This is a genomic window from Vibrio sp. 10N.261.54.E10 (genome assembly GCF_002877735.2).
Classification (GTDB): domain Bacteria; phylum Pseudomonadota; class Gammaproteobacteria; order Enterobacterales; family Vibrionaceae; genus Vibrio; species Vibrio crassostreae_C.
In genome coordinates, this window is sequence record NZ_MCXE02000001.1 from 2,272,073 (window position 1) to 2,298,907 (window position 26,835).

Consider the following 26,835-nt stretch of genomic DNA (forward strand, 5'->3'; position numbering starts at 1 on the left):
AATGCAATGACTTCCAGTTTGATTACAATAGGTCTGTAGAATAAAGAGGTGCATTGCTTTTTTACTAAATACCAATTTCAAAGCAGCGCAATGTTCCAATAACAGGAAGTGAGTATGGCAACGTTAAAAGATATCGCGACTGAAGCGAATGTATCATTGGCTACAGTTTCAAGGGTTCTCAATGAAGATCCAACATTAAGCGTCAAGGAAGAGACCAAAAGGCGTATCTTTGAAATTGCAGAGAAGTTGGAATACAAAACCAGCAGCTCACGAAAAGCCGTTAGCAGTAAAAAACAAAATCATCACTTCCTTGCTCTGTATAACTACAAGCAAGAAGCTGAAGTGAATGACCCTTACTATCTATCGATTCGCCACGGGATTGAAACCCAATGTGACAAGATGGAAGTTAAACTAACCAACTGTTATGAAAGTAAAATACACGTAAATTCAGCACCTATTACTGGTGTATTGTTGGTGGGAAGAATGACACCGGAGGTTATCGAACAAGCCAAAAAGCTAAGCGATAATATTTGTTATGTCGATTTCACTGATCACTCTGAACCTTATGACTCTGTCGATATCGACCTGGCTTTGATCAGCAAAGAGATCACCAACTTCTTTATCAGCCAAGGCTATCAACGCATTGGTTTTATTGGCGGACAAGATAACGTCAACACTCCTGATATTCGCGAAGTCGCCTTTGCTGAATACGGTAGCCTTAAGAACGTTGTCAGCGAGCAAGACATCTATCGTGGAGACTTCTCTAGCTCTTCAGGTTATAAGCTTGCAAAACAGATGCTAGCGACTGGCGACTACCCTAAAGCCATGTTTATTGCGTCAGATTCCATCGCAATTGGTGTTTTACGAGCCGTTCATGAGCACGGATTAAACATTCCTGAAGATATTGCGCTGATTAGTGTAAATGACATCCCAACAGCTAAATTTACCTTCCCATCTTTATCGACTGTTCGTATTCACTCTGAACTAATGGGAATTCAAGGCGTTAACCTGTTGATTGAGAAAGTACGCGACGGCCGTACTATCCCACTACGTGTCTATGTACCAAGCAAATTAAAGCTGCGTGACACGACAAAATAGTTAAATATATCAATCAGATAAGTTAAGGCTACCTTTGTTGACGGTGGCCTTTTTTGTACCCATCACATACGCCTATATACACATACATGCCTCTTTAGCCTGCTTCATAAAACAGCCAATAGCATTCTTTTAAGTGGATCACACAGCACTGTAAAAAGACCATAAAAAACGTGATGAAGTTAAAGTAAAACGTTTTCACCAATTTCATTTAGTAAAAGTTTTACTAATAATTACCTCAGTCCAAAAATACTCGTATTCACTACGACCCAATTACGCATAAGAACGTCGGTCAGCAAATTGCATCTAGGCCGAGAGAGAGGCAACGTGAACAACTGGGAAAACTTCCTGAACTTACATGAGAATCGTATGGCACCGCGTGCATATTTCTTCTCATACGCATCAGAAAAGAATGCAAAAACGTTTCAGCGTGAACTTAGCAGCCACTTCCAACTATTGAGTGGCCAATGGAATTTCAGCTATTTCACCAATCCGCTATTGGTTCCTGAAGAGTTCTATTCTCAGGAAATGAGCGACTGGGGAAACATCACGGTTCCAAACATGTGGCAAATGGAAGGCCACGGCGATCTTCAATACACAGATGAAGGTTTCCCATTCCCAATTGATGTGCCTTTCGTACCATCAGACAACCCAACCGGCGCATACCAACGCTCTTTCTTCCTTGGCGAAAGCTGGGACGAGAAACAAACCATCATCAAATTTGATGGCGTTGAAACTTACTTCGAAGTTTACGTAAACGGCGAGTACGTGGGCTTCAGCAAAGGCAGCCGCCTAACCGCTGAGTTCGATATCTCTAGCCAGGTAAAAGCAGGCAACAACCTACTTTCTATTCGAGTGATGCAGTGGGCCGACTCTACCTACATTGAAGACCAAGACATGTGGTGGACAGGCGGCATCTTCCGTGATGTTTACCTTGTTGGTAAAGAACAACTTCACGTTCAAGACCTAATGGTTCGTACTGATTTTGACGACGCTTACCAAAGCGCGACCCTTTCGTGCAACGTTGCTCTAGAAAACCTAGCAGCAGCGACTAACGCAACTCTTGAGTACGCATTGCTTGATGGCAGCCAAGTTATCTCCCAAGGCTCAGTAGATAACTTAACTGTTCCTAACCAACAGACTGGCGGCAATGCGAACACTCAATTCTCTATCGATGTCGTGAACCCTGTTCAATGGAATGCTGAAAACCCATACCTTTACCAACTGTTGCTGACGCTAAAAGACACAGACGGCGAAGTGCTAGAAGTGATTCCACAGCGCGTTGGTTTCCGAGACATTAAAGTTCGCGATGGTCTGTTCTACATCAACAACAAATACGTGATGCTGCATGGTGTAAACCGTCACGACAACGACCACCTGAAAGGTCGTGCTGTGGGCATGGATCGCGTTGAGAAAGACTTGGTGTTGATGAAGCAACACAACATCAACTCAGTACGTACTGCGCACTACCCGAATGACCCACGTTTCTACGAACTGTGTGACATCTACGGCCTGTTCGTGATGGGTGAAACCGATGTCGAAACTCACGGCTTTGCTAACGTTGGCGACCTAAGCCGCATCACTAACGATGCAGCATGGGAAGCGGTGTTTGTTGAACGTATCGAACGTCATATCCACGCTCAAAAGAACCACCCTTCTATCATCATGTGGTCTCTAGGTAACGAGTCGGGTTACGGTTGCAACATCCGCTCTATGTACGATGCAGCAAAAGCAATTGATGACACGCGTCTGATTCACTATGAAGAAGACCGTGATGCTGAAGTGGTCGACATCATTTCAACCATGTACTCACGCGCTCAACTGATGAATGCCTTCGGTGAATTCCCACACGAAAAACCACGCATCATCTGCGAATACGCACACGCAATGGGTAACGGCCCGGGTGGTTTAACTGAATACCAAAACGTGTTCTACAAGCATGACGCAATTCAAGGTCACTATGTTTGGGAATGGTGTGACCACGGCATTCTAGCGCGTGATGAAGCAGGCACAGAGTTCTACAAATACGGCGGTGACTACGGTGACTACCCGAACAACTACAACTTCTGCATGGACGGTTTGATCTACCCAGACCAAACGCCAGGCCCTGGCTTGAAAGAGTACAAGCAAGTGATTGCCCCAGTGAAGCTTCGCGATTTCGATGCACAAACGGGCACCTTCACGGTAGACAACAAACTTTGGTTCTCAAACATCGATGACTACACCATCACTGCGGAAATCCGTGCTGAAGGTGAAACCATTGCTGTGCAACACATCAAGATTGAAGAACTGGCAGAAAACTCGAGCCGTGAACTGACACTTAACTTGCCACAACTTGATGAGCGCGAAGTGTTTGTGAACTTTACCGTGCGCAAGGATTCTCGTACGCCTTACAGCGAAGCGAACCACGACATCGCGGTGTATCAATTCCAAGTGAAAGAGAACACAGCACAGCTAGAAGCCTTCACTAACAACAATGCGACAGCACTGAATGTGGAAGAGTCTCGTTTAGCTTACCTAATCAAAGGCCACAACTTCGCACTGAACTTCTCGAAAGTGAACGGCAAGCTGACGTCATGGTTGGTCAATGGCGAAGAGATGATTAAGTCAGAACCACGAATCAACTTCTTCAAGCCAATGATCGATAACCATAAACAAGAGCACGATGGTTACTGGGAGCCTGCACACTTGCAAATTATGCAGGAGCACTTCCGTAGCATTGACCTTGAATGCGTTAACGTTGAACAGGTAAATGGCAAGGTAGAGATCACCACCACCAGCATCATTGCTCCACCAGTATTCGATTTCGGCATGCGTTGTGAATATCGCTACCAAGTTAATGCTGAAGGCCAATTGAACGTTGAGCTAAGCGGCGAACGTTACGGTGAGTACCCTCATGTAATTCCTGTGATTGGTTTTGATATGGGCATCAACGGCGACTTCGACCAAGTCCAATATTACGGACGCGGCCCTGAAGAGAACTACCAAGACAGCAAGCAAGCCAACATGATTGATGTGTACCAATCAACCGTTGCAGACATGTTCGAGAACTACCCGTTCCCACAGAACAACGGCAACCGCCAACACGTTCGTTGGGCTGCGCTTTCAAGCCGCGCGGGTAATGGTATTGCAGTAAAACCACAGCAAGAAATCAACTTCAGCGCATGGTTCTACACCAACCAAAACCTGCACCAAGCACAACACACCATTGAGCTAGAGAAAAGCGGTTACATCACGTTAAACCTAGATCACCAAGTGATGGGCTTAGGCTCTAACTCTTGGGGCAGCGAAGTGCTCGATTCTTACCGCGTTTACATGGACGAGTTCCGCTACGGTTTAACTCTGATTCCATTCCAAGCAGGCGATTGCGATGCGCAGCACCTAATCAATCACAACTTTGGCGATGAGTTTTTTACGGTGAATGCACCAAAAGCTCAACCACAACTGAACGAGGCATAAGCGATGATCGTTTTAGAGAACTTAGAACAATTTAAAGTCGTCTACCGCGATGGTCGTAAATGGCAACGCTGTGTAGAAGCGATTGAAAACATCGGAAACATCAAAGATGGCGTGATGTATTCAATTGGTGATTCACTGGCTTACATGATTGAAGACGGTGTGGCTCGTAACACAGAAAACTTCACCGGTAATCGTCGTTACTTCGACGTGCACTACTACCTAGAAGGCCGTGAAACGGTTGAATTCGCAGCGAAATCAGAGCTAGAGCAGATCCAAGCTTATAGCGATGAAACCGACCGCGAACACCTAATGGGGAACGGTGAAACTCGTGAGCTAGCTGAAGGCCAAGTGGCGATCTTTGACAACAATCAGGCTTACCGTTTCCACGGTGATAACCGAGTTCGAAAAGTGGTACTGAAAGTGACCATTGAAGACGGTTACTTCCTCAATAAATAAACAATAACGCTATCTATTCACAGTATGTATCGAGCCTTGCCGTTCAAGGCTCCAACATGCTGAACAAAGCCTCAACGCTTCCTCCCTACAAGGAAGCATTGAGAAATAACGACTATAATTACGTGATTCCTCGGAGGACACTATGTCTGAATCTGTACGCGGTAAGTTAGGCAAATTTGCCCTACTCTCCATGACATTTGCAGCGGTATTTAACGTTCGCAACATTGTAAACAACAACATCGAATTGGGATTGAGTTCAGCCCCTATCTTTTTGCTCGCTACCCTTATTTACTTCATTCCATTCGTGTTCATCATTGCTGAATTCGTATCTGCAAATAAAAATTCTGAGTCAGGCATGTACGACTGGCTTAAAAAACCGCTAGGCTCAAAAGCAGCCTACCTAGGTTCGTTCCTATACTGGTTCGTAAACCTTTTCTGGTTTGTATCTCTGCTACCAAACGTAATCGCTTATGCGTCTTACGCGATGTTGGGCTATGAATACGCCTTCTCGCCAGTCGTCACATCGGCTATCTCGATTGCTCTGTTTGCAGCAGCGACACACATCTCAACCAAAGGCGCGAGCTGGCTAGGTAAGATTGCCGAGATCGTGGCCTACGGCGTATTCGCTCTGTTTGCAATCTACGTTATCGGCGCACTAATGGCACTGGGCGGCAACCATGAACCAGTAGAACCAATCACGCTTGAAGCAATGACACCGACCATCAACTGGGCAACGCTAGGTATCATGTGTTGGATCTTCCAAGCAGCCGGTGGTGCTGAAACCGCAGCCGCTTACCTAAACGATGTTAAGGGCGGTCACAAGTCTTTCATCAAGGTTATCATTGGTGCAGGTATCGCAATCGGCGCAATGTACGCAGTTGGCTCTCTTCTAGTAAACGTATTCGTTGCTCGTGATGAACTGACCTACGCTGGCGGCATGGTTGAAATCTTCACAGGTATGGCAAACTACTTCGACATCTCACAATCTCTAACGGGTCGCTTCGTCGGTATTATCCTATTCGTTGCCATGTTCGGTTCGATGATGATGTGGACAGCAGCTCCAGTAAAAATTCACTTCTCTGAAATTCCTAAAGGTGTTTACGGCGAGAAAACAACAGAGCTTAACGAACACGGCGTGCCAGTACGTGCAGCTTGGTGGCAGTTCGCGTTTGTATTCGTGATGCTTGTGGTTAACGGCTTCGGCTCTGAATCAGTACAAGACATGATGAACACAGCAATCAACCTAACCGCTGGTACCGCAATGCTTCCGCCTATCTTCATCATGGTGGCGTACTTTGTATTCCGTTTGAAGCATGACGACACACCACGTGATTTCCGCATGGGTACTCGAGTTCAAGGTATGGCAGTGGTTTCGGTACTGATTGGTATCTTCATTGTGAGCATGACAGCATCGGCATTCCCGACAGGTGTTGACCTTGTTCAAGCCTTCTTCATCAACGTCTTCATGACAGCGGTATTCTCTGGTATCGCATGGTGGTGGATCTCTCGCTTTGAAAAGAAGCAAGCAGGTAAAGAAGCAAAGCTAGAAACGGCTAAGCAGTCGTAATCCAGAATCTATACATCTAGTTAAAAGCGCCTTAATTGGCGCTTTTTTGTTTTAAATCAGATAATTAAAATAAAAATCCCAAAAATAAAACGGCGTTCCGTCAAGGTTTCAGTTCACGAAAAACACCAATTAATAGGTAATAAAACTCAAATAAAAACCAAGGTAAAACATTAACTAAATTTATTTACTCAAGGTCACATATTTGATCAATTTCGATTAACTTCCCGCCGCTTAATCTTTAATCTTCTTGCTGAAGAGACAAACTGATTCATATAAAGAAAGCGACAAAAAAGCCCCTACACGCCTTATAAATCGTCGCTCATGAAACAAGCAATCTCTTCAATGAACTTCTTAATCTTTAACTCTTTGTTTTGGTAATAAGTTTACTGAAATACCAAAGAAAAAAACCCCAAAGAAGTCCGATCGTAAATCTATAAAAACAACAATGAGCCAACCCTGACAAAACAAAGCGGGTGTTTGCCAAACCAACATAACAATAAAAGTGCGGCCTAGAGCTTCCCTCTCTAGGACCAAGTTATAACGATCATCAACGTGATTCACCGGAGAACATCATGTCCGAAAATAAACGCAGTACGATAGGCAAATTTGCCCTACTGTCTATGACCTTCGCGGCGGTATACAGCTTCAATAACATCATTAATAACAACATCGAGATCGGCCTTTCCTCGGCACCGATGTTCTTTCTAGCAACCATCTTTTACTTTGTGCCATTTTGTTTGATCGTTGCAGAGTTTGTGTCACTGAATAAAGACTCTGAAGCGGGTGTTTACTCTTGGGTTAAAAGCTCTCTAGGCGGCCGCTGGGCGTTTATTTCAGCTTACACCTACTGGTTTGTTAACCTGTTCTTCTTCACCTCTCTGCTCCCTAGAATCATCGCTTACGCGTCGTATGCGTTCTTAGGTTTTGAGTACATATTCACGCCAATGACCACCGCAATTCTAAGTACTATTTTGTTTGCGGTCGCGACTCATATCTCGAATAACGGTGCGAAATTACTGGGCCCTATCACCTCACTAACATCATCACTGATGCTGCTGCTAACGATGTCTTACATCTTGCTATCTGGCGGTGCTTTGGTAGGCGGTATCGAGCCAGCTGACCCAATCACCATTGAAGCCATGACACCAAGCTTCAACTGGGCATTCCTTGGCGTAATCACTTGGATCTTCATGGCGGCAGGCGGTGCAGAATCGGTCGCGGTTTACGTTAACGACATCAAAGGCGGTCACAAGTCTTTCGTTAAAGTCATCATCATTGCCGGTATCTTCATCGGTGCGCTTTACTCGGTAGGATCTGTGTTAGCAAACGTGTTTGTTTCGCGTGAAGAGCTTAAATTCACAGGCGGCTCAGTTCAGGTATTTGAAGGGCTAGCAAGACACTTTGGCCTGTCTGAAATCTTGATGAACCGTTTCGTTGGTGTGGTTTCATTCACGGCGATGCTGGGCTCTCTGCTGATGTGGACGGCAACACCCGTTAAGATTTTCTTCTCTGAAATCCCTAAAGGTATCTTCGGTGAGAAAACGGTCGCTCTAAACAAACAAGGCGTTCCAGAGCGTGCGGCTTGGATTCAGTTCTTGATTGTGATTCCACTGATGTTCATTCCGACACTGGCGTCCGATACGGTTCAAGATCTGATGAGTACCATTATCAACATGACAGCTGCAGCATCGATGTTGCCACCGCTATTCATCATGATCGCGTACCTTAATTTACGTTTGAAGTTGGATCACTTACCTCGTGATTTCAGAATGGGCTCACGTATGACAGGCATTACCGTGGTCTCGATTCTGATCGGCATTTTCACTGTTGGCTTCTTTGCGTCAACCTTCCCAACAGGTGCTGACATCATGACCATCATCTTCTACAACGTGGGCGGGATTGTTATCTTCCTTGGCTACGCGTGGTGGAAGTACGGAAAATATGAAAAAAGCTTATCTCCAGAAGAGAAAAAACTAGAAGCAAAACCTGAACCGGCGAACGCTTAGTTTACCCTGCACTCTGATTTAAACTTCGGGCACTCTGACTTAAACTTCAGGCACTCGCATTTAAACTTCAGGCACTCACATTTGGTGAGTGCCTTTTTATTTGTCGGTACATTTCCACTAACCATCTCGATTAAATCAAAGCCATTCAAGAATCAAAACATTCGAACCAACAATCTAACCACCCATCAAACAATTCACCTCCCGAATACTTATAACCCTAGCCATACCTCTGCAAATTCAACTGAAAGTCAAAATAAAAACAAAGTAAATATTTACTAAAAATAGATCACACTTTTAAACTTAATTAATTTTAAACATCAAAATTATCATTAATATTGGTTTTGCGATCGTAAGTAACCTGACCAATACGCCTTGAAGAGCACCCCATATTAGAAGTCAGAACTGCTTGCGAACCTTCATTTATAACCCCGACACAGAAGTGATTAAAATGAAAAGTAGTTTTACTAAAAACACTCTTATTACAAGCTGTATTCTTGCTGCCTTAAGTACCACTGCCCACGCGGAAGAGTCCGCAGCAAACCACAGTGATACTCAGCCTCCTCAGACAGAAACTGAAACCCTATTTAACTTTTATGGTGAGCTTGGCCTTGGTGGTCACGTGGCACTCGAAGGTGATGATAAAGGCCGCTACGCAGACGGTACTTACATTGAAGCTGGCTTGGCTATCGAGCACGGTAATTGGTTTGGTCTTGCTTATATGGAGGGCTGGACAGTACAAGCCGATGACGAAGGCAATGCTTGGGCAACGGGCCACGGCTGGGGCGGTTTTGAAGGTGGTTTCAACCGCTTTTACGCTGGCTACCGCACAGATAACAAAACAGAATTCATGATTGGTCGTATGGACTCTTCATTAGATGACGTTCAATGGTGGGGTGACCCTACGGTTGAATACGGCTACGCGATCTCAAACACGCGAGACGTGCACCTTGGTGTGAAGATTCAAAACCTAGAAGGCAAGCTTCGCTACAGCGTTTCTTTCGCGCCAGAGTCTGACTTCTCGGAAGACGATGCTCTTGTTCACTTCGGTAAATACGACAGCTTCGCAGACCAATGGAAAGATAAGAACGCCATGGTCAATGGTTACCTTCAATACGATCTGACCGACGACTTAACCCTAATGGGTGGTGGTGAAGTTCGTAACAACGATGGTGGTGAACTATTGCTATTGGGTGCTGAGTACAAAAACTTCGCCACTCGTGTTTGGCACGATACAGATAAAGGCAACCAAGAGTCTTTCGGTAGCGAGTCTGGTATTCAAACCAGTGCATGGTACGAAGCGGCACAAGGCGTTTACCTATCTGCAGCCTACAACTACGCAAACTTTGACGGTGACAATGGCGACAAAGAAATCACCTCTTACATCAATGCTGGCGTTTGGTATGAATACGGCAACGGCGCGTTTGCGACTGCTTTCGATAGCCGCTTTGGCGTAGGCAGCGACACTGAAATCGGCGACGCTCAGGTGTTCGCAATGCAATACTTCTACTGGTAATAACAGGAATTGATCATGAAACTGAATAAATCATTCGCAGCTCTCGCTATCGGTGCAGCCCTTGTCGTTACTGGTTGTGCTTCAAACTCAATCTCTGGCTCAGGCTCTGACACAGAGCAACTGCAAGCCAACGAATTTAAGAACGTTATCGACCGTACTGGCTCACCTGAATACATGCGTGACTACGACTTCGATGACCACCAACGCTTTAACCCATTCTTCGACCTAGGTGCATGGCACGGTCACCTGCTGCCAGACAGTGCAGAAGGCATGGGCGGATTCCCAGGTACAGCCCTGCTTACCGAAGAATACATCAACTTCATGGCTGATAACTTCGACCGCCTAAGCGTGTTCAAAGACGGCAAAAAAGTGGCTTTCACTATGGAAGCTTACAGCCTACCGGGCGCATTGGTTCAGACGCTAAAATCTGACGATGTGACCGTAGAAATGACGATGCGTTTTGCTTCAAACCGTACCTCTCTGCTAGAAACCAAAATCACTACCGACTCACCGGTTGAATTGGTGTGGGATGGTGAACTGCTAGAAAAGACGCACGCCAAAGAAGGCGTGGCACAAACCGACAAAACAATCGCTGAAACTTACCCTGAGTATGACCGTAAAATCGTCGCAACCGACGATGGCCTAAAGGTGACCTTCGGTAAGGTTCGTTCGACATGGGATCTACTGACTTCTGGTGAGTCTGAATACCAAGTTCACAAGTCGATTCCAACGAAAACCACGGTTGATGGTTTAGCGTTTACTTCAACGGCAAACATTGAAGCATCGACGACTATCTACACCACATACTCGCATGTTCTAACGGCAGAAGAAGCGCAAGCGGAACAGCCTGAAATCAAAAAGATCATGGCAAACCCTACCGACTTCTTAGCGGCATCAGCAGAACGTTGGGAAGGCTATCTTGAGATGGGTTTAACCAACCCGAACGCGACACCAGAGCAAGAGCGTGTTGCGGTTAAAGCGATGGAAACCCTAAACGGTAACTGGCGTGGCGCTGCAGGTGCGATGGAGTTTGACTCTGTGACACCATCCGTGACGGCGCGTTGGTTCTCGGGCAACCAAACTTGGCCTTGGGACACATGGAAGCAAGCCTACGCAATGGCTCACTTCAACCCAGATGTAGCGAAAGATAACATCCGCGCGATGTTCGCTTACCAAATTCAGGCTGACGATGCCGTTCGTCCTTGGGATGAAGGTTACGTGCCCGATCTACTCGCTTACAACCTAAGTCCAGAACGTGGCGGCGATGGCGGTAACTGGAATGAACGTAATACCAAACCAAGCCTAGCAGCATGGGCAGTAATGGAAGTCTATAAGACCACCAGCGATGAAGCTTGGCTCGAAGAGATGTATCCAAAGCTAGTGGCATACCACGATTGGTGGCTGCGCAACCGTGACAACAACGGCAACGGCGTACCTGAATACGGCGCAGCACGCGATAAAGCACACAACACGCCTGAAGGTGAAATGTACTTCACCGTGGTTCGTGGCGATAAACACGAGACAGTTATAGGCCAAACTGCACTGGATAAAGTGATTGCTGAAGGTAACTACGATTACATCGAAAGCCCAGCACAAACTGCCGCGTCTTGGGAGTCAGGTCGTGACGATGCAGCCGCATTTGGTTTCATCGATAAAGACCAGCTAGACGCGTATGTGGCGAATGGCGGCAAGCGCAGCGATTGGGATGTTGAGTTCGCTCAAAACCGCGCTGAAGATGACACGCTACTGGGCTACTCACTACTGCAAGAATCTGTCGACCAAGCAAGCTACATGTACAGCGATAATAAGTACCTAGCAGAAATGGCTGACATTCTAGGTAAAGACACAGAAGCGAAAGAGTTCCGTGAAAAAGCTGAGCATCTATCGAACTACATCAACACCTGTATGTTCGACGAAGGCACTAACTTCTTCTACGACATTCGTATCGAAGACAAACCACTAGCGAATGGCTGTGCAGGTAAACCGATTGTAGAGCGTGGTAAAGGCCCTGAAGGTTGGTCACCACTGTTCAACGGTGCAGCAACACAAGCTCACGCTGATGCCGTGGTCTCTGTGATGAAAGATACCTCAGAGTTCAACACCTACGTTCCACTGGGCACAGCAGCGCTTTCTAGCCCAGCATTTGGCCCAGATATTTACTGGCGTGGACGTGTATGGGTAGATCAATTCTACTTCGGCCTAAAAGGCATGGATAGCTACGGCTACCGTGACGATGCGATTGAAATGGCAGGTGCGTTCTTTGACCACGCCGATGGCTTGGTACAAGACGGTCCTATCCGTGAGAACTACAACCCGCTAAACGGTGAACAACAAGGTGCTCCAAACTTCTCTTGGAGTGCTGCCCACCTATACATGTTATACAACGATTTCTTTACTGACGCAGAGTAAGTAAAAACCTATACCTGTCTTCTGAAATTCAATGAAAATCTAACCTCATAAATTTCAGACTTTGGCACTCAGTTTCTCGCTGAGTGCCTTTTTTATATCTGAAGTAACGTAAGCGAAAAACAAGCACTTAGACCATTTGGCCTACCATGATCCTTTTACTCTGTTCGTTGTACTCAGCTAACACAGGCAAGCTTTTACTCACAAAAAGCAAAGAGTGCTCTTGCTATGAAATCCCATTCAAAAATTTCATCACCCTCACTGAAATATTGAATTCTGAAGACTTATTCGAATTTTATTTATCCTTATTAGCCTTCCGGACATTAATTTGATAGTCGTTTACTAAATAATAGCTAAACTATAGCGTCGCCTACCCCTTTTTTGAGAAAACCTAAATGCCTAATGCTGATTCCACCCTAAACAAACGTATGGGAATCGTTGCGCTCACCTGGCCAATTTTTATCGAAGTTCTTTTAAGAACCGCACTCAACACCAGTGATGTATTCATGTTATCGGGATACTCGGACAAAGCCGTGTCTGCCGTTGGTGTTATTTCTCAGATATCCTTTTTCCTGATCATTGTCTCGACCATGGTCAGCAGTGGTACGGGTATTCTAATCGCGCAATACAATGGTGCTTCCCGCACTCAAGAGAGCGCTCACGTGGGTGTAGCAAGTATCATTCTGGCCATTATTGCCGGTGTGCTACTGAGTGTGATTGCCGTTCTTGTTGCTGAATATTTTATCCCGCTTTATCAACTCGAACCTCAAGTCGAACAGTACGCGCAAGAATACCTGTTCATCAGTGGTGCTCTCACCTTCAATGTAACCATAGGTGTGGTTCTCACCACTATTTTGCGCAGTCATGGCTATTCAAAGTCACCGATGGTGATCAATATGATTGCAGGTGTCATCAACGTATTCGGTAACTACTGTGCCTTATATCAACCTTTTGGTTTGCCTGTATACGGCGTGCAAGGGGTTGCGACCGCGACCGTCATTAGCCAAGTAATCGGAATGTTGATCTTGATTGGTGTGGTCAGAAGCAAAGGGATTTATCTACCAGTGAAGCAGTTTAAATCTGTGCCGAAAGCCATCTATCAAAAAATCATGAAGATCGGCTCGATGAACGCTGGAGAAGTGCTCTCTTATAACATGGCTCAGATCAGCATTACCTTCTTTGTAGTGCAGATGGGTACGTCTTCACTGGCTGCGTTTACTTACGCACAAAACATCGCTCGCCTCTCTTTTGCGTTTGCACTGGCAATTGGTCAAGGCAGCCAAATCCAAACAGGCTATTACATTGGTAAGGGTTGGATCGACGAGATTACCAAGCGCGTGCAACGTTACTTTGTGGTTGGCTTTATCGCGTCAACCGCGATCACCTGCATGGTGTATGTGTTCCGTTTCGAAATTCTCGATCTGTTCACGCAAGATCCAGAGATCATTGCGCTAACGGCGGCACTGATTGCAGGTTCCATCATTCTTGAAGCTGGACGAGTATTTAACCTTATCTTTATCTCTTGTCTAAAGGCTGCTGGCGACATTAAATTCCCGATCAAAATGGGCATTCTCAGCATGTGGGGCATTGGGGTTGCCATGAGCTATTTGCTTGGCGTGCATTGGGGTTATGGCGTATTGGGTGCTTGGATGGCAATCGCGATGGACGAGTGGTTCCGTGGAATCATCATGGCCTATCGCTGGCGAGCTAAGAAATGGACTCGATTCTCTTTTTAGGTTGTTGTTGATACGTCGAAATTTATCTCGACCAAAAGAAAAAAGCGCTAGGGGGAGCTAGCGCTTTTAAGACCAACTAAGTCCGTTTAGCCTGGTAGATTTTTAAGCTATATCATGAGGATATAACCAATTTTTTTACTTAGGTAAATCAAAAAGCCTATTCTTTACGACTGCTTTAAGTCGTAAATTAAGTATAGTCGGGTTCTTATAATAAACCGGATTTTTCTAAAATTAATTCATATGAATTTGACGATTAACCGACACAATAAACTATTCGGAAATCACAGATGAGATCGCATTAGTAATCAGCTTTCTAAGTAGTTTATTTTTATCATCTAAATGCTTTGCCTTTCTATAAACAAGCTGGATATCAAAATCTGGAACATCAATTGGTGGATTCACAGCTAGTAAGGTTTCTTCACTATCCATATCCTTGCGCGCGACTAGCTTGGGGACAATACACAATAGTTCTCTGCCACGAATGAGTCGTTTAACAGTTAAAAAGTTACTGGAAGATATCGCGACTTTCCGGCTTAAACCGAGTTCACCTAAACGAGTGTCCACTCCCGTCTTTAAAGCCCCTGCAGGGGAAACAAGCGCGTGCTCGACAGCAACAAATTGTTCTAGCGACATCGGCTCCTCAATGGATAGAACCGATTGATCAAGTAAACAAACATGTCGCTCCGTATACAAATGCTTTGTTCGATATTGCTTTGGTACCTCACCAAAGCTGCCTATCGTCATATCAAGCTTGGCATCGTCAAAGACTTGCTGGTAGTTACTCCGGTTTACATTGAACAACGCTACTTGGGAATAAGGAGAGGATTGCTTAATCAGGTCAAACAATATTGGAGCGAACATCTGCTCGGCATAATCAGTGAGACCAATCTTCCAAGTCCCTTTATAAGTCTCTGCATCAAACGATTTAGATAACAGAACTTCAGACTGGATGGTATTCAGTAGCGCGTCCACGGTACTTGATAGTTCAATGGCTCGGTCGGTTGCCTCCATCTTGCTACCCACCCGCTCAAACAAAGGGTCATCAAACAACTTTCGTAGCCTTTGTAAGCTATGGCTCATCGCAGATTGGCTGACATAACAACGCTCAGCAGCCTTACTCACGCTATTTGTTTTATACAAAGCCTGCAGTGCAATCAATAAGTTAAGGTCGATCCCTTTCCAATTAAAATCAGCCATTCCAAACAACCCATTTCATTCATAGTTATAATTAAAATAATTAATTTGAATCATAGTTCAACTCCACCTAAATTACGCTAAACATTTATCTGGAATCGATCATGCTTTCAATTTTTAAAACCTTTTTCTGGCTTGGCTGGATTAGCTTTGGTGGGCCAGCTGCGCACATTGGCTACTTCCGTAAAACCTTTGTTGAGAAGCTGAATTGGCTATCTGATGAAGAGTACGGGCAAATTGTCGCGCTTAGTCAATTTCTACCCGGCCCAGGTTCAAGCCAAGTTGGCTTTGCGGTTGGCTACAAAAGAGGTGGCTTAACGGGTGCGATTGCTGCGTTTATCGGCTTTACTTCCCCGTCTGTCATCTTAATGTTGATATTAGCTTTGGTGAGCAATCAACTATTGGAAGCACCTCTGTTTAATTCAATCATTCACGGTTTGAAGCTACTCGCAGTGGTGGTGGTTGCTGATGCCACATTTGGCATGTACAAAAACTTTTGCCAATCGAAAGTCGCGACCGCTTTATGTGTCATGACTGCCGTGGTTCTCCTGTTGCTTCCTGGGATCTGGCCACAAATCTTGGTACTTCTATTTGCCGCAATCATTGGCAGCAAGTTTTTGACCTCACAAGACATCAAAACGGTTCCATCAACACACAAGATCTCCATAACACCGCTCGTTATTTTTGTTGCGCTGTTGGTTGGCCTTCCTCTGTTCAGTGCATATTCTCAAGGTATTGAAGTATTTGGTCTGTTCTATCAAGCTGGCAGCTTAGTATTCGGTGGCGGTCATGTGGTACTTCCATTGTTGCAGAATGGTATTGGTGACCAACTATCCCAAGATGCGTTCCTAACGGGCTATGCTGCAGCACAGGCTGTACCTGGTCCTATGTTTACCTTAGCGACATACCTAGGCTATGTATTAATGCCATCGGCACCAATTACTGGCGCTTTGTTGGCGACAATCGCCGTGTTCTTACCGGGCTTCTTATTACTACTGGGGGTATTGAAAAACTGGCAGGCAATCGCAAGTAAACCTTTAGTGGCTGGCGCTCTTACTGGTGTGAATGCGGCGGTTGTCGGTTTATTGTTGGCAGCGCTATATCAACCGATTTTCACAAGCGCAGTGAGCAGTGGTTTAGACTTCGCTTTGATCATTGTTGGCGTGTGGCTACTAAAAACAATGAAGATGCCAATCGTATGGATGGTAGCTCTGTTTATTGCAATAGGGTTTGGACTCGGAGTCATTTAATATAATGCCCACTAATTCTAATTAGTGGGCATTATAATTTTCGGATTATGAGACCGTTGAGATAGTGGTTATTCTTCTATCTGTGTAGAGGCTGGACTGGCATCGTCTTGGTTAAAAGACTCTGGGGGAATATACACATCAGCACGTCTGTTTTGAGCTCTACCTTTTGAGGTTTTGTTACTTGCGATTGGCTCAGACTCACCCAATGATTTCAGGGTCATTTTCTCTTTTTCAACACCGTAAGTGAAAAGCTGTTTAGACGTACTTTGAGCTCTCTCTAGCCCCAACCCTTGGTTGTAAGCTTCACTGCCCACCCAATCGGTATGGCCTTCAACGGTCACTAGGTAGTCATTGTCTGCGAGATGTTTTGCCACATCAGCAAGCACTTCACGAGCAAGAGGGGTCAGATAATAACGATCAAAGGCGAAGTTAACACGAGCAACGAGCTGCCCTTTGTCACTATCGAAGCTAGCAATACCAAGGTTTGATATATAAGTGAGACAATCACTTGGATCAGTGATCAACTGTGAGCGCTTAAGAAGCTCCCACTTGAGAGCTGGATCATGACTTCCCTCATGAATTTGCCAATAGCCATCACGATGACTAGCCACCCCTTGAACTTCACCAATTTCGATGGTGTGAGAATACTCTGAAAAAGTATTCCCACAATATTCTACTACCTGATCACTAATCTCCTGCCCATAACTAGAGAAAGAAACAAGCATACCTAGTGCTAGCATTGTATTTTTCATCTTTACTCACCCGTATAGTCTCGATACACCAGTACCTCGAGATCCTTTCTCAATTAAATTTTGAATACGTTCAATCAATTCTTCGCGACTACGTACATCGATAATATCTTCATCAGGATTTAAGACACACTTCTGAAATCCATTTTGTTTAGTCGCATCAAAATCAACACCTATAACACCTATATACAGGCTGCCATTCTCAGATTGAAAGTGCTCTCTTGCAGCATTGCACATATTGGCATCAACTAAGTCGGGTAAAATACTCGTATATGGATATTCTTGACCATCACTCAAAATAATCATAATTTTGACTCTTTGACTGTATTCATCAATCTCCTGCTGACTAGCCGAATTACTTGGCATGCCATCATTAAGTACTTGAAGCCCTCTTAAAATACCTTGATATGAAGCCGTATTGCCTCCTGAATTCATATCCTGCATTTCTTCAATCAAATCAGAATCACTGGTAAGAGGAATCACATAGTGACCTATGCCATTAGTCATCGTCATTGAGCTATTGTAAATAACATTAGTATCCGCTCTAAAGTCAAATTTTAAATCTGTATTATCTCTTTTATAGTTAAACATATCATCAACAGATTTCTGATAATCTATATACTCTGGTATTTCAAGACGTCTAGATTTAATATTTAAAACATCCAACACTCTCTTAGCTTGTTTGTGCTGATTATTATTCCCAATATTAGGGCAATCAAATATATCATCGGCACAATCTTCGACTTCACTTAATGTTCTTTTTGACCAAAAACGCCAATTGACTTTTTCATACGTTTTAGAGGAAACAGAAGAGTGGTAATCACTTCTATACCTCAACTGACTTCCTGAGAATAAATTGTTATTAATTTTATCCTGAACTCTGAGGTTAAAAGGAACAATCGCTAGACGGTTAAGCACTGTAGAATCACCTTCACGCACAACCAAAATATTATCAGCAAGATCTGAAACAGCTAGTTTGAGAGTTTGAATCTTTGTATTTACATCACCACTTGCCCCACTCCAATCCCGATTCATTGATCCTGAAAAGTCAGTGACTAGCACAATGTCTACTAATTTATCACCTAGATAGTAAGGATATTTCGCGGCGAGCGCTGAGCCTGCAAGCTTTTGATTTTCATCGAATGAGGGAATTAAATTACTCGCAAACCACGAATTATGGGTAGTCACTGCTGCAACTTCATATTGAATTTTCTCGGTATCATCATTCGCCGCAGTTGGCTCCTCATAAGTCCTTACTGTCGTGATATCTATATGCTCGATACTACGCACATAATCATCAACATATCGAGTCGCTAAAGCATCTGCTTCATTCGATTTATCATCAATTGTTATTGCAAGGGCAGCAGCTTGTGCAGCATCTCTCAAACGACTTGTTTCTTGTATATATCGAGTTCCCTCGAGTGCAAAAACTGACACGCCTAACAAAGGTATTAACGTCAGTCCAAGCCAAATTGCGGCAATACCTCTCTGACGATGAGGACCGCGATTAAATGTATTTGGGTTTATCATATCTACCTCCCAACCATCACCGAACTCGATGAAATGGTTATTTCTGATAAATTAGCAATCCCCAACAAACGTGCAAACCAAGATGAATTACTTTCACATAATGACACTTGGTAAAGAGGGAAAGAGACTCCGTTCTCTACAGGAACCAAAGCCTCTTTCGATGAAATTAATGGTACATTACAACCTAAGTTGTTGAACTGGTCACTTTCGAATGAATCAATATTTGCAGCAGAGCCATCGTGCATAGCTTCAACTCTCAGCGCTACGCTTTCTGGAGCTGTGTTTAGCAGACGAGCGGCAATAATGACCATTTTGTCTCTATCATCACCAGTTAAGATGACATTTTCATCATAATATCGAGTGCGCTCTTTCATTACGTTAACCAGAGCAAAACTCACTCGGTCGAGCTTTGCTCTAACCAATAACTTATGACTCACGTCACTCATAAAATAAAATATGGCTATAACGACAAATAAAATGAGTGCTAACTCAATGGTAAAGGCGCCCCGCTGCAGTGTTGAGTTGCGTTTTTTTCGAAAGCCTCCATTATTTGTTAATTCCGATATGTTCATCTAACACTCTCCCAACCCTCGTGCTCGAGAGTAAGTAACACTGAAGATGAAATGATTTCAGAATTTCCACCAAGCAAAGGTAAAATAGGTTCATATTGATAACTCAATGATATTTCGGCAAAGGAATATCCCGAATCATCAATCAGCATATCGCCATCATTACGATAATTATCAGATAAAAGATCCTCATAACTCACATAATATTTGCCTGCCATTGAAAAGTTATCAACAGGCGTCAGTGAAGACCATAATTTACTTTCATCATTCATCACGTTGAAAAAGCTGGTATTATAACTGGTGTATGAATTATCTCCCTGAAAAACAGTCGTTGACCTAACCGATTCTCTGAGCGCAAACTCAACCAAATTTGAGACGTAAATCCGATACGCCATTTCGAATATCATTACCGTCGCCGTGATGAGAATGATGATGCCTAAAGCCACCTCGACGGTTAGAGACCCCTTAGCATACTTGACTATTCTTCTCATATTGAACTCCCAGCGCCTGAAGATAGGCGTCTAGACATGGTTGTAACTTCATTGATTGAATAACTACTACCTAAAACATCACTGGCTTGTTTAACGTGACCTAACTTAATCAAAGCAATAGCTAAATTTGCCTGAACTTTTTTATTTTTAGGATCAGACAAGTACAATGGAAGTAATAAATCAATCACTTCTTGATATCTTCCATCAGCAAACTTAATCAATGCCAAATTATTCTTTATCGCAGTATCATTGTAACCTTTGATTCTGGCATTATTAAAATATTTCTCGGCTAACTCATAATCTCCATTCATGCAGTGAGATATCCCCAATAGAACATCTACTTCTGCCGTATTATTTCCCAACTCAATAGAACGTAGATAAGACTCTACCGCCAAAGCATCGTTATGATCTGCATTATAAACTTGACCTCGTAATTGAGATAACTCCCAATTAACCACTTTCAAGCCTAAAAGATAATCACTATAAAACCTTGCTGATTCGATATCACCCTTATCAAAATAAACTTTAGCTAGCTCCTGCATAGAAACTGTATCGTTGGGTGATTCTTCAAGCTTACCTTTATAATAGTTAACTAAACCATCATAATTACCCACTCGCTCCATGCTATCGACTTCATTGTCTAGACTTAGTTCAGATTGACTTGAAGAGCAGCCAATTAACGACACCAATAAAAGAGTAAAAATAAAATATCTAGCTCTCATAATTCACTCCTAAACAAGTCCCATCTGGACGACTCCAGGTGCTAAAATTAAGATGACAATAGGCATCATAATAAGTAAAATCAAAGGTATACTCATTTTAGCGGAGAGTTTCCCCATCTTTTCCTCAACGGTAAGTAACTGCATTTTACGCATATCCTCAGCCAAATCAGATAAGATCATGGAAATAGAAGATCCGTATTGAATATTTTGAATAATAGTCAAAACAAAGCTCGACATTTCAGGGGAAGGAACGCGTTCAGACAAGTTGTATAAAGCTTTATCGATACCCTGAATCTTGCCAAAGTCTGACGTTTTTTTTATCTGATAGCATAAATCACGATCAAAGGTTTCTAGTTCCTTTGACAAATAGGCAAAAGATGCCTCTATTGTCATACCGGTCTGCACACAAACAGACATCATATCTAGTAAATAGGGAAGATTTATCGAAATCTTTCTGACAACCGCCTTTTGCTTTAAACTTAAGATAAGGTCAGGGAGGAGTACAGCTGTGATCACACTAACAACCACTAATATAAACTTAGTTTCTATAGCAATGTCCGCTATCCAAACAAAGAATAAGAGAACCGCGAAAAATAAAACTTTAATTGGAAAATAATAAATAGCCAGTTGAGGGCTGTGAATACCAGCATCCCTAACTTTCTGCTCTAACTCCCCTCGGTATTCTTTACCAAACTTGACAATAAATGAGTTAATTCTAGATGATCTATGCTTTTTTTGTGTTGCGCTTAGCAGAAATTCTATTCTTTTTTCTCTCTTCAAATCAACTAACATATTAATTGCCATATACAAACCAAAAGCAAAAACAAATAGTATAATAATAGTATTCATAATTTCACCCTTTTAACAAGAAGCCACACTATAAATAAACCTAACAATTCACTACCTAACACATAATAAAGTATCCATTGACCTTCTGGATCATGGAGAATAAATTTAATATTGTCTGGGTTCAAAAAATTTAGCATTATTGCAAAACACAATGGTATGGCTGCCACTATTTTTGCTGATATCCTCGCTTCAGATGTCATCGCCATTTTTTTTCTTTCCATTGCACGAGCATCGACTAACACTCTAATCAACCTAGCTAATACTCCCTTAAGTTGGCCTCCACGATTCAGATTGGCTCTTATTGCAATCGTAAAAAAAATGTATTCAGGGTAGGGAAAGACCTCACAAGATCGCTTTAAAACATCCTCAGAATTTTCACCTAGACGAAGTCGGTCACCCATTAACTTAAATTCTCGCCCAACTTCACCATCCATATTCCCCCCAACGAATATAAATGCCTGCATCAGGCTTTCACCAGCAGTCACCGCACTCATTAATATATTCAGAGCATCAGGAAATGTCCGCTGAAATGTTTTTCTTCTAACCGTTTTAAGCCTAAAGTAACCGAAGAATAATAAACACAAGATTGAAACAATCATAATAAACATTGAACGAATATAGAAAAAATGATAAATCAAATAATAGGATATAAAAACACTGAAAATAACATAAAATAAAACAATTAGTTTTGCTCTTGAACCTAATATTCCTATAGTTGGATGTAGGTCTCTTCTAATACTTCTCCAACTTGCTCTAGGCAGCAGTCCACTGATATCAATCACCGAAATATCATCTTCTTTTTGCGTCTTTTTCAATTTTGGAAAAAAATTAACCACTTTTGATTTTTCATCATCAAAAAGTAAAAATATGGCAATCCCAAATAAAATAAAAGATATCCAAATGATCATGTCCCTACCCCTTTAAAGGATTCCATCAGTTCATTATATAAACCGAAAAAATGGGCTTTTCGTACCAAGTGGGATCGTTGCATGATACCTTCTGTAACAAACTTGCCTTTTACATTCTCACCATAATTGACTTCATCATATTGGAAGGAAAATATCTCTTCCATGACAACACTATCCCCTTCAATTCCGACAATTTCTGAGATGCTTGTTACTTTTCGAGAGCCATCTCGTAAACGGTTCACTTGCACAACCAGTTCAATTGAGCTGACGATAGCCTTACGAATAGCATCCAATGGCTGGTTTAAGTTTGCCATCATAATCATAGATTCGACTCGGCTGATAGCATCTCTTGGTGTATTAGCATGTAGGGTAGACATAGACCCTTCGTGACCGGTGTTCATCGCCTGCAGCATCTCAAACGCTTCTGAACCACGACACTCACCAAGAATAATGCGATCAGGTCGCATACGAAGCGCATTAATCACCAAATCTCTCTGTGTCACTAGGCCAGTACTTTCAATACTCTTAGTTCGCGTTTCAAGTCGAACTAAATTAGGCTGTTGAAGCCGAAGTTCAGCAGCGTCTTCTATTGTTATCACCCTCTCATCATCACTAATATAATGTGATAAAGCATTGAGTAACGTTGTTTTACCTGAACCTGTACCACCAGAAATCAAAATATTTAACCGACAACGAGAAGCAATCGATAACGCCCTTGCCATATCTAAAGACATAGAATTAAATTCGACCAAAGATTCCATTGTGATATTTTGCTCACGGAACTTACGAATAGAAATCGTCGTACCATCTAAAGCAATCGGAGGAATAACGATATTTACTCGGCTACCATCTTCGAGTCGGGCATCCACTGTAGGGGATAGCTCATCAACTCGGCGACCAACTCGAGAAGCGATCTGTTTAGCAATATTAAGAAGTTGGTCTTCATTGACAAAAGTAATATCTGAACGTTCCAATTTACCGTACTTTTCATAAAATACTTCATTTGGGCCATTAACAAGTATGTCAGTTATCGAAAAGTCTTCAACAAGCGGTTGAATAGGTCCTAATCCAAATAGCTCATCTAGCATACTTTTAACAATACTTGACCGCATCATTGCCGTTACTGGACGCTCATTATTGCTAGAAAGTACATCAACAGCACTTCTAACTTGTCCCTCTAAATCATTGCGATTCATGGTTTGAATCGCTTCGACATCAAGCGCTTCAAAAATCTGAGTGCGAAAAGATATATATAGCTCTTTAGTTGTGCTCATCGTGCCACCAGTCTATTTAACCAACCCTGATGTTTTTGCACTGATTGACCATTTATTAAGTTTGATAGGTCCTCAATTGTTTTACGAATGCTTTTCTCATGTTTATGAGCTCGCTTACCTTCTACGATTAAATGAGACAGCCTTTTACAATAAGGCATATCAATATCAACTTTTGATTCAAGGTATTTTGTTATATCACCTTGTCCAATAACGAATGTACTCTCTGGTCTATGATGGTTGGCTAAAGTTATAATTCGAGTGCGACGACTTTGTGACACTTGATTTTGTTCGAGTGCTGATAGCAATGTACGTGCATTTCTTACTGATGAAACGGAAGGTTCTAGGACAACGATGATTACATCATAAATTTCTATTAATGCATGCGGGGTAATTTTAAAATCGATACTTCCAGAAAAATCCTCGATAATAAAATTAGCACTTCTATTTAATAGTTCACATAATGTTTGATTATAATCATAAATGAATTTTTGGTCTTGCTCTCCTTGCAATGACAGCAGTCTAAAATTTTTCCTCACTTGCGTTAAATAACTTAACGCTCCATCATTATCTAATTCGTGAATTGGGACAGAATATTCATCAATCAATCTAGATTGAAAATTTTCCAAACCAATTAACACATCGATATTTGAGTCACTGTATTGGTGATCGACTAATATTGTATCAATACTTTGCGTAGATAACATTGAACTCAACTCAGTGGAAATCAGAGAAGTACCTACCCCACCTTTACTACCCACAACAGCAACGCGCTTTGCCTTACGCTTTTCACTCACACCAGAAAAAGATTCTAAATTTGCTTGAACATTTAGTATAAAGTCAGAAAATTCAAACTTATTAATAGGCCAATATAGATAGTAAAATCCCATTTCTTTTAATTCACGAAGCTTAACTATAGAGTCCTGCTGTCCTATAATGATCAGCCCTTTTCGGGTAGGAAGATGACTAGCGAAATTTTGAGCATCGTCCGCCATTGTTTCTGAGTTACATAACTCCAGTAAAACAATGTTTGATTTTTGTTCTTCATAGAACTTTTTATTTACATCCGTGTTTTTAATAAATTGTGGTTCATCCCAACCTTCAAATTGAAACATTTCTTTTACGAGATCAACGCACTCCTGCGATTGATACACTAATACGCAATCAGATGGACCATTATTAATGCCTGACAAATCTTCCGAAGCTGCGGACTCTTTCATTGTTTTAACTAAATCAAACATTATAATCCCTCCACGAGCCTTTCCTTGTGAATAACCTGCCCCACTCTTGCCGCTTCCACAAAACAGTTTTGGCTTACATCAACACCTTCTACAGAAGCAAACTTACATTTTTCCTGTAATAGAGAGTGGTAGATCACTGTAATTTTAAGATCTTTGTCTAATTCGATATTTTTATGCACACTGAACGCCTCAGCAGACAGTGGTAACTTTTCAAATTCATTCACAACATTGTCAATCAAATTTTTTGAATTTCTATTCCTATACTCAAACTTATAAGAGGCTCCGGGATCTATATCGTTAACTTTAGCGATAAGATTACTTAACTGCTCTTTGGTTTCAGGAATAGATTTGACACTAAATTTATAGATATGAGTCTCTGGGTAGACTAAGTATTCACTACCTTTGCCATTAAGATAACGCTCCGCGCAACCCGAGATAAGAAACATCATGACCACTATTACAATTAATTTCTTCATTGTATAAATCCTCCTTGAGATAACAGTTCAATTGTAGGATCACTACCACTGTTTGCTTCAGCTGGAGAATCGATATTAAGCCAACGATGAAATGTAGAAGTCTTATGCATTTGAGGCAGCTGTACCTTCTTACTTTTTATTGGTTGAACCAAATTCACTGTCGCGACAATTAACAATTCGGTTCTTCTTCTATCTGTCGAAGATTTTCTAAATGCCGCGCCTAAAATTGGAATATCACCTAGTAGGGGGGTTTTCTGTAACTCTTCCAAGTCAGAGCTACTCATTAGCCCGCCCAGTACGAAACTGTCACCATCACCCAACTCGATCGTCGTCATGGCTCTACGCGTTGCCAATTGTGGAACCTCAATGCCTGCCGCTCGAATATACCGCTCGACTTCGCTCACTTCGGGAAGCAACTGCATACGAATACGCTCTTCGCTCATCACATTGGCCGTCAAACTCAAACGAACACCGAACTCTTTAAACGTAATGTTTATATTATTGTTCGTGGTTACGATTACGGGAATTTCCCCACCGACTAAGAAGCTCGCGGACTCACCGGAAATAACGGTCAGATTTGGTTCTGCTAAAATTTGCGCGACATTTTCATTGCCCAATGCTGTAATAACAGTTGTAAGGTCAGCAGCGTCGAACTGTTGGAATAGAAACTCTCCGACACCCGCCCCCACGCTTGACCAATCAACACCGACTGTCTGCGCAAAATTTTCAGTTACTTGAGCGACCGAGATTTTGACATTAACCTGCTGCGCTGTTGCGACCTCAAGTAGCTCTAAAATCCCATCCCAAGTCATATTTCTAGCAAAAACCATATCTTGTGGTTCTGGAATATCGATAAGATCGGTTTCTATTTCAAGCAATCGAGTCGCTTCATACTTTGCGACTTTCTCACGCCCCAGTAGGGTTGCGACCATCCGATATATATCATCACGCTGCTGGTTAGAATCAACCACACCGCTTACCGCAACTTGCATTCCGACGGACTCTAGCTTAATGTCTAGCTTTGGATAATGGAGTTTCATCTGGCGACGAACTTGGCTCAGATCCACATCGACGATGATTTTCTCGGACAATAGTAATTTATTGTTTTTGCCATAGATTTCGAGTCGCGCTTGCCCCACTTCTTTCGCAAAAACGACAATTGTTTTTTCATCGATAACATTATAATCGGCTATATCTGGTGCGCTAATAAACACTGTTGTGATCGTTTCATTGAGAGAGATATGCTGTCCTTCAAATTGAGTAATATATCGCTGTGAAGCGAATACCATTGAGTTTATCAACAGCAGATTCATCACTAATACCCATCTCGTTATCTTTGCTGTTATA

21 protein-coding genes are annotated in these 26,835 nt (G+C 42.6%); 9 read left to right on the forward strand and 12 right to left on the reverse strand.

The annotated features are described in order from the left end of the window. Positions 1 to 114 precede the first annotated feature (114 nt). From ebgR to BCU07_RS10015, 8 genes are all read left to right on the forward strand, one after another. On the forward strand, positions 115 to 1,098 hold the full coding sequence (ebgR, locus tag BCU07_RS09980) for a transcriptional regulator EbgR (protein ID WP_102428917.1): 984 nt from the start codon (positions 115 to 117) through the stop codon (positions 1,096 to 1,098). Between the two features lie 324 nt (positions 1,099 to 1,422). After that, positions 1,423 to 4,554: a beta-galactosidase subunit alpha gene (ebgA, locus tag BCU07_RS09985; RefSeq protein ID WP_102428918.1), complete on the forward strand. Its 3,132-nt coding sequence runs from the start codon at positions 1,423 to 1,425 to the stop codon at positions 4,552 to 4,554. A gap of 3 nt (positions 4,555 to 4,557) precedes the next feature. Further along, entirely contained in the window at positions 4,558 to 5,010 is a 453-nt protein-coding gene (locus BCU07_RS09990) for a beta-galactosidase subunit beta (RefSeq protein ID WP_017066026.1), read from the forward strand. 142 nt (positions 5,011 to 5,152) lie between these two features. After that, positions 5,153 to 6,577 (forward strand): amino acid permease, encoded by a 1,425-nt coding sequence (locus BCU07_RS09995; RefSeq protein ID WP_017063320.1) that lies wholly within the window; start codon positions 5,153 to 5,155, stop codon positions 6,575 to 6,577. Between the two features lie 572 nt (positions 6,578 to 7,149). Continuing rightward, positions 7,150 to 8,583, forward strand: a complete 1,434-nt coding sequence (locus BCU07_RS10000; RefSeq protein WP_017069519.1) for an amino acid permease — start codon at positions 7,150 to 7,152, stop codon at positions 8,581 to 8,583. A 448-nt stretch (positions 8,584 to 9,031) separates the two neighbouring features. Beyond that, positions 9,032 to 10,096 carry a protein YgjJ gene (ygjJ, locus tag BCU07_RS10005; RefSeq protein WP_004734431.1) on the forward strand — a complete coding sequence of 355 codons (1,065 nt, stop codon included), beginning with the start codon at positions 9,032 to 9,034 and terminating at the stop codon, positions 10,094 to 10,096. A 15-nt stretch (positions 10,097 to 10,111) separates the two neighbouring features. Further along, positions 10,112 to 12,505, forward strand: coding sequence for an alpha-glucosidase (gene ygjK, locus BCU07_RS10010; protein ID WP_102428919.1), 2,394 nt, complete (start codon positions 10,112 to 10,114; stop codon positions 12,503 to 12,505). Between the two features lie 392 nt (positions 12,506 to 12,897). Further along, positions 12,898 to 14,238 carry an MATE family efflux transporter gene (locus BCU07_RS10015; protein WP_017060807.1) on the forward strand — a complete coding sequence of 447 codons (1,341 nt, stop codon included), beginning with the start codon at positions 12,898 to 12,900 and terminating at the stop codon, positions 14,236 to 14,238. A 270-nt stretch (positions 14,239 to 14,508) separates the two neighbouring features. On the opposite strand, the gene BCU07_RS10020 is transcribed toward BCU07_RS10015, so the two are convergent. After that, a complete protein-coding gene (locus BCU07_RS10020; RefSeq protein ID WP_102428920.1) occupies positions 14,509 to 15,435 on the reverse strand; it encodes a LysR family transcriptional regulator in 927 nt (308 codons plus the stop codon). A gap of 101 nt (positions 15,436 to 15,536) precedes the next feature. Here BCU07_RS10020 and chrA point away from each other — a divergent pair, with 101 nt between their 5' ends. Beyond that, entirely contained in the window at positions 15,537 to 16,682 is a 1,146-nt protein-coding gene (gene chrA, locus BCU07_RS10025; protein WP_102428921.1) for a chromate efflux transporter, read from the forward strand. A gap of 68 nt (positions 16,683 to 16,750) precedes the next feature. Here the strand turns inward: chrA and BCU07_RS10030 are convergent, their stop codons facing one another. The 11 genes from BCU07_RS10030 to BCU07_RS10080 are packed head-to-tail and all read right to left on the reverse strand — an operon-like array spanning position 16,751 to position 26,801. Then, a complete protein-coding gene (locus BCU07_RS10030) occupies positions 16,751 to 17,434 on the reverse strand; it encodes an OmpA family protein (RefSeq protein ID WP_241910067.1) in 684 nt (227 codons plus the stop codon). 6 nt (positions 17,435 to 17,440) lie between these two features. Further along, positions 17,441 to 18,961 carry a pilus assembly protein TadG-related protein gene (locus BCU07_RS10035; protein ID WP_102428923.1) on the reverse strand — a complete coding sequence of 507 codons (1,521 nt, stop codon included), beginning with the start codon at positions 18,959 to 18,961 and terminating at the stop codon, positions 17,441 to 17,443. Between the two features lie 2 nt (positions 18,962 to 18,963). Continuing rightward, positions 18,964 to 19,533: a tight adherence pilus pseudopilin TadF gene (tadF, locus tag BCU07_RS10040; protein ID WP_102428924.1), complete on the reverse strand. Its 570-nt coding sequence runs from the start codon at positions 19,531 to 19,533 to the stop codon at positions 18,964 to 18,966. Next, positions 19,530 to 20,021 carry a TadE/TadG family type IV pilus assembly protein gene (locus BCU07_RS10045; RefSeq protein ID WP_102428925.1) on the reverse strand — a complete coding sequence of 164 codons (492 nt, stop codon included), beginning with the start codon at positions 20,019 to 20,021 and terminating at the stop codon, positions 19,530 to 19,532. The genes tadF and BCU07_RS10045 overlap by 4 nt, the downstream gene beginning before the upstream one ends. Further along, positions 20,018 to 20,743, reverse strand: coding sequence for a tetratricopeptide repeat protein (locus tag BCU07_RS10050; protein ID WP_102428926.1), 726 nt, complete (start codon positions 20,741 to 20,743; stop codon positions 20,018 to 20,020). The genes BCU07_RS10045 and BCU07_RS10050 overlap by 4 nt, the downstream gene beginning before the upstream one ends. 9 nt (positions 20,744 to 20,752) lie before the next feature. Continuing rightward, positions 20,753 to 21,592, reverse strand: a complete 840-nt coding sequence (locus BCU07_RS10055; protein ID WP_017060815.1) for a type II secretion system F family protein — start codon at positions 21,590 to 21,592, stop codon at positions 20,753 to 20,755. Then, positions 21,589 to 22,497 carry a type II secretion system F family protein gene (locus BCU07_RS10060; protein ID WP_198599063.1) on the reverse strand — a complete coding sequence of 303 codons (909 nt, stop codon included), beginning with the start codon at positions 22,495 to 22,497 and terminating at the stop codon, positions 21,589 to 21,591. The genes BCU07_RS10055 and BCU07_RS10060 overlap by 4 nt, the downstream gene beginning before the upstream one ends. Further along, positions 22,497 to 23,774: a CpaF family protein gene (locus BCU07_RS10065; RefSeq protein WP_102428928.1), complete on the reverse strand. Its 1,278-nt coding sequence runs from the start codon at positions 23,772 to 23,774 to the stop codon at positions 22,497 to 22,499. Before BCU07_RS10065 ends, BCU07_RS10060 begins: the two co-directional genes overlap by 1 nt. Continuing rightward, positions 23,771 to 25,012, reverse strand: coding sequence for an AAA family ATPase (locus BCU07_RS10070; RefSeq protein ID WP_017060818.1), 1,242 nt, complete (start codon positions 25,010 to 25,012; stop codon positions 23,771 to 23,773). Before BCU07_RS10070 ends, BCU07_RS10065 begins: the two co-directional genes overlap by 4 nt. Next, positions 25,012 to 25,488, reverse strand: a complete 477-nt coding sequence (locus BCU07_RS10075; RefSeq protein ID WP_017060819.1) for a hypothetical protein — start codon at positions 25,486 to 25,488, stop codon at positions 25,012 to 25,014. The genes BCU07_RS10070 and BCU07_RS10075 overlap by 1 nt, the downstream gene beginning before the upstream one ends. Further along, positions 25,485 to 26,801 carry a type II and III secretion system protein family protein gene (locus tag BCU07_RS10080; RefSeq protein WP_241910068.1) on the reverse strand — a complete coding sequence of 439 codons (1,317 nt, stop codon included), beginning with the start codon at positions 26,799 to 26,801 and terminating at the stop codon, positions 25,485 to 25,487. Before BCU07_RS10080 ends, BCU07_RS10075 begins: the two co-directional genes overlap by 4 nt. Between the last annotated feature and the right edge of the window lie 34 nt (positions 26,802 to 26,835).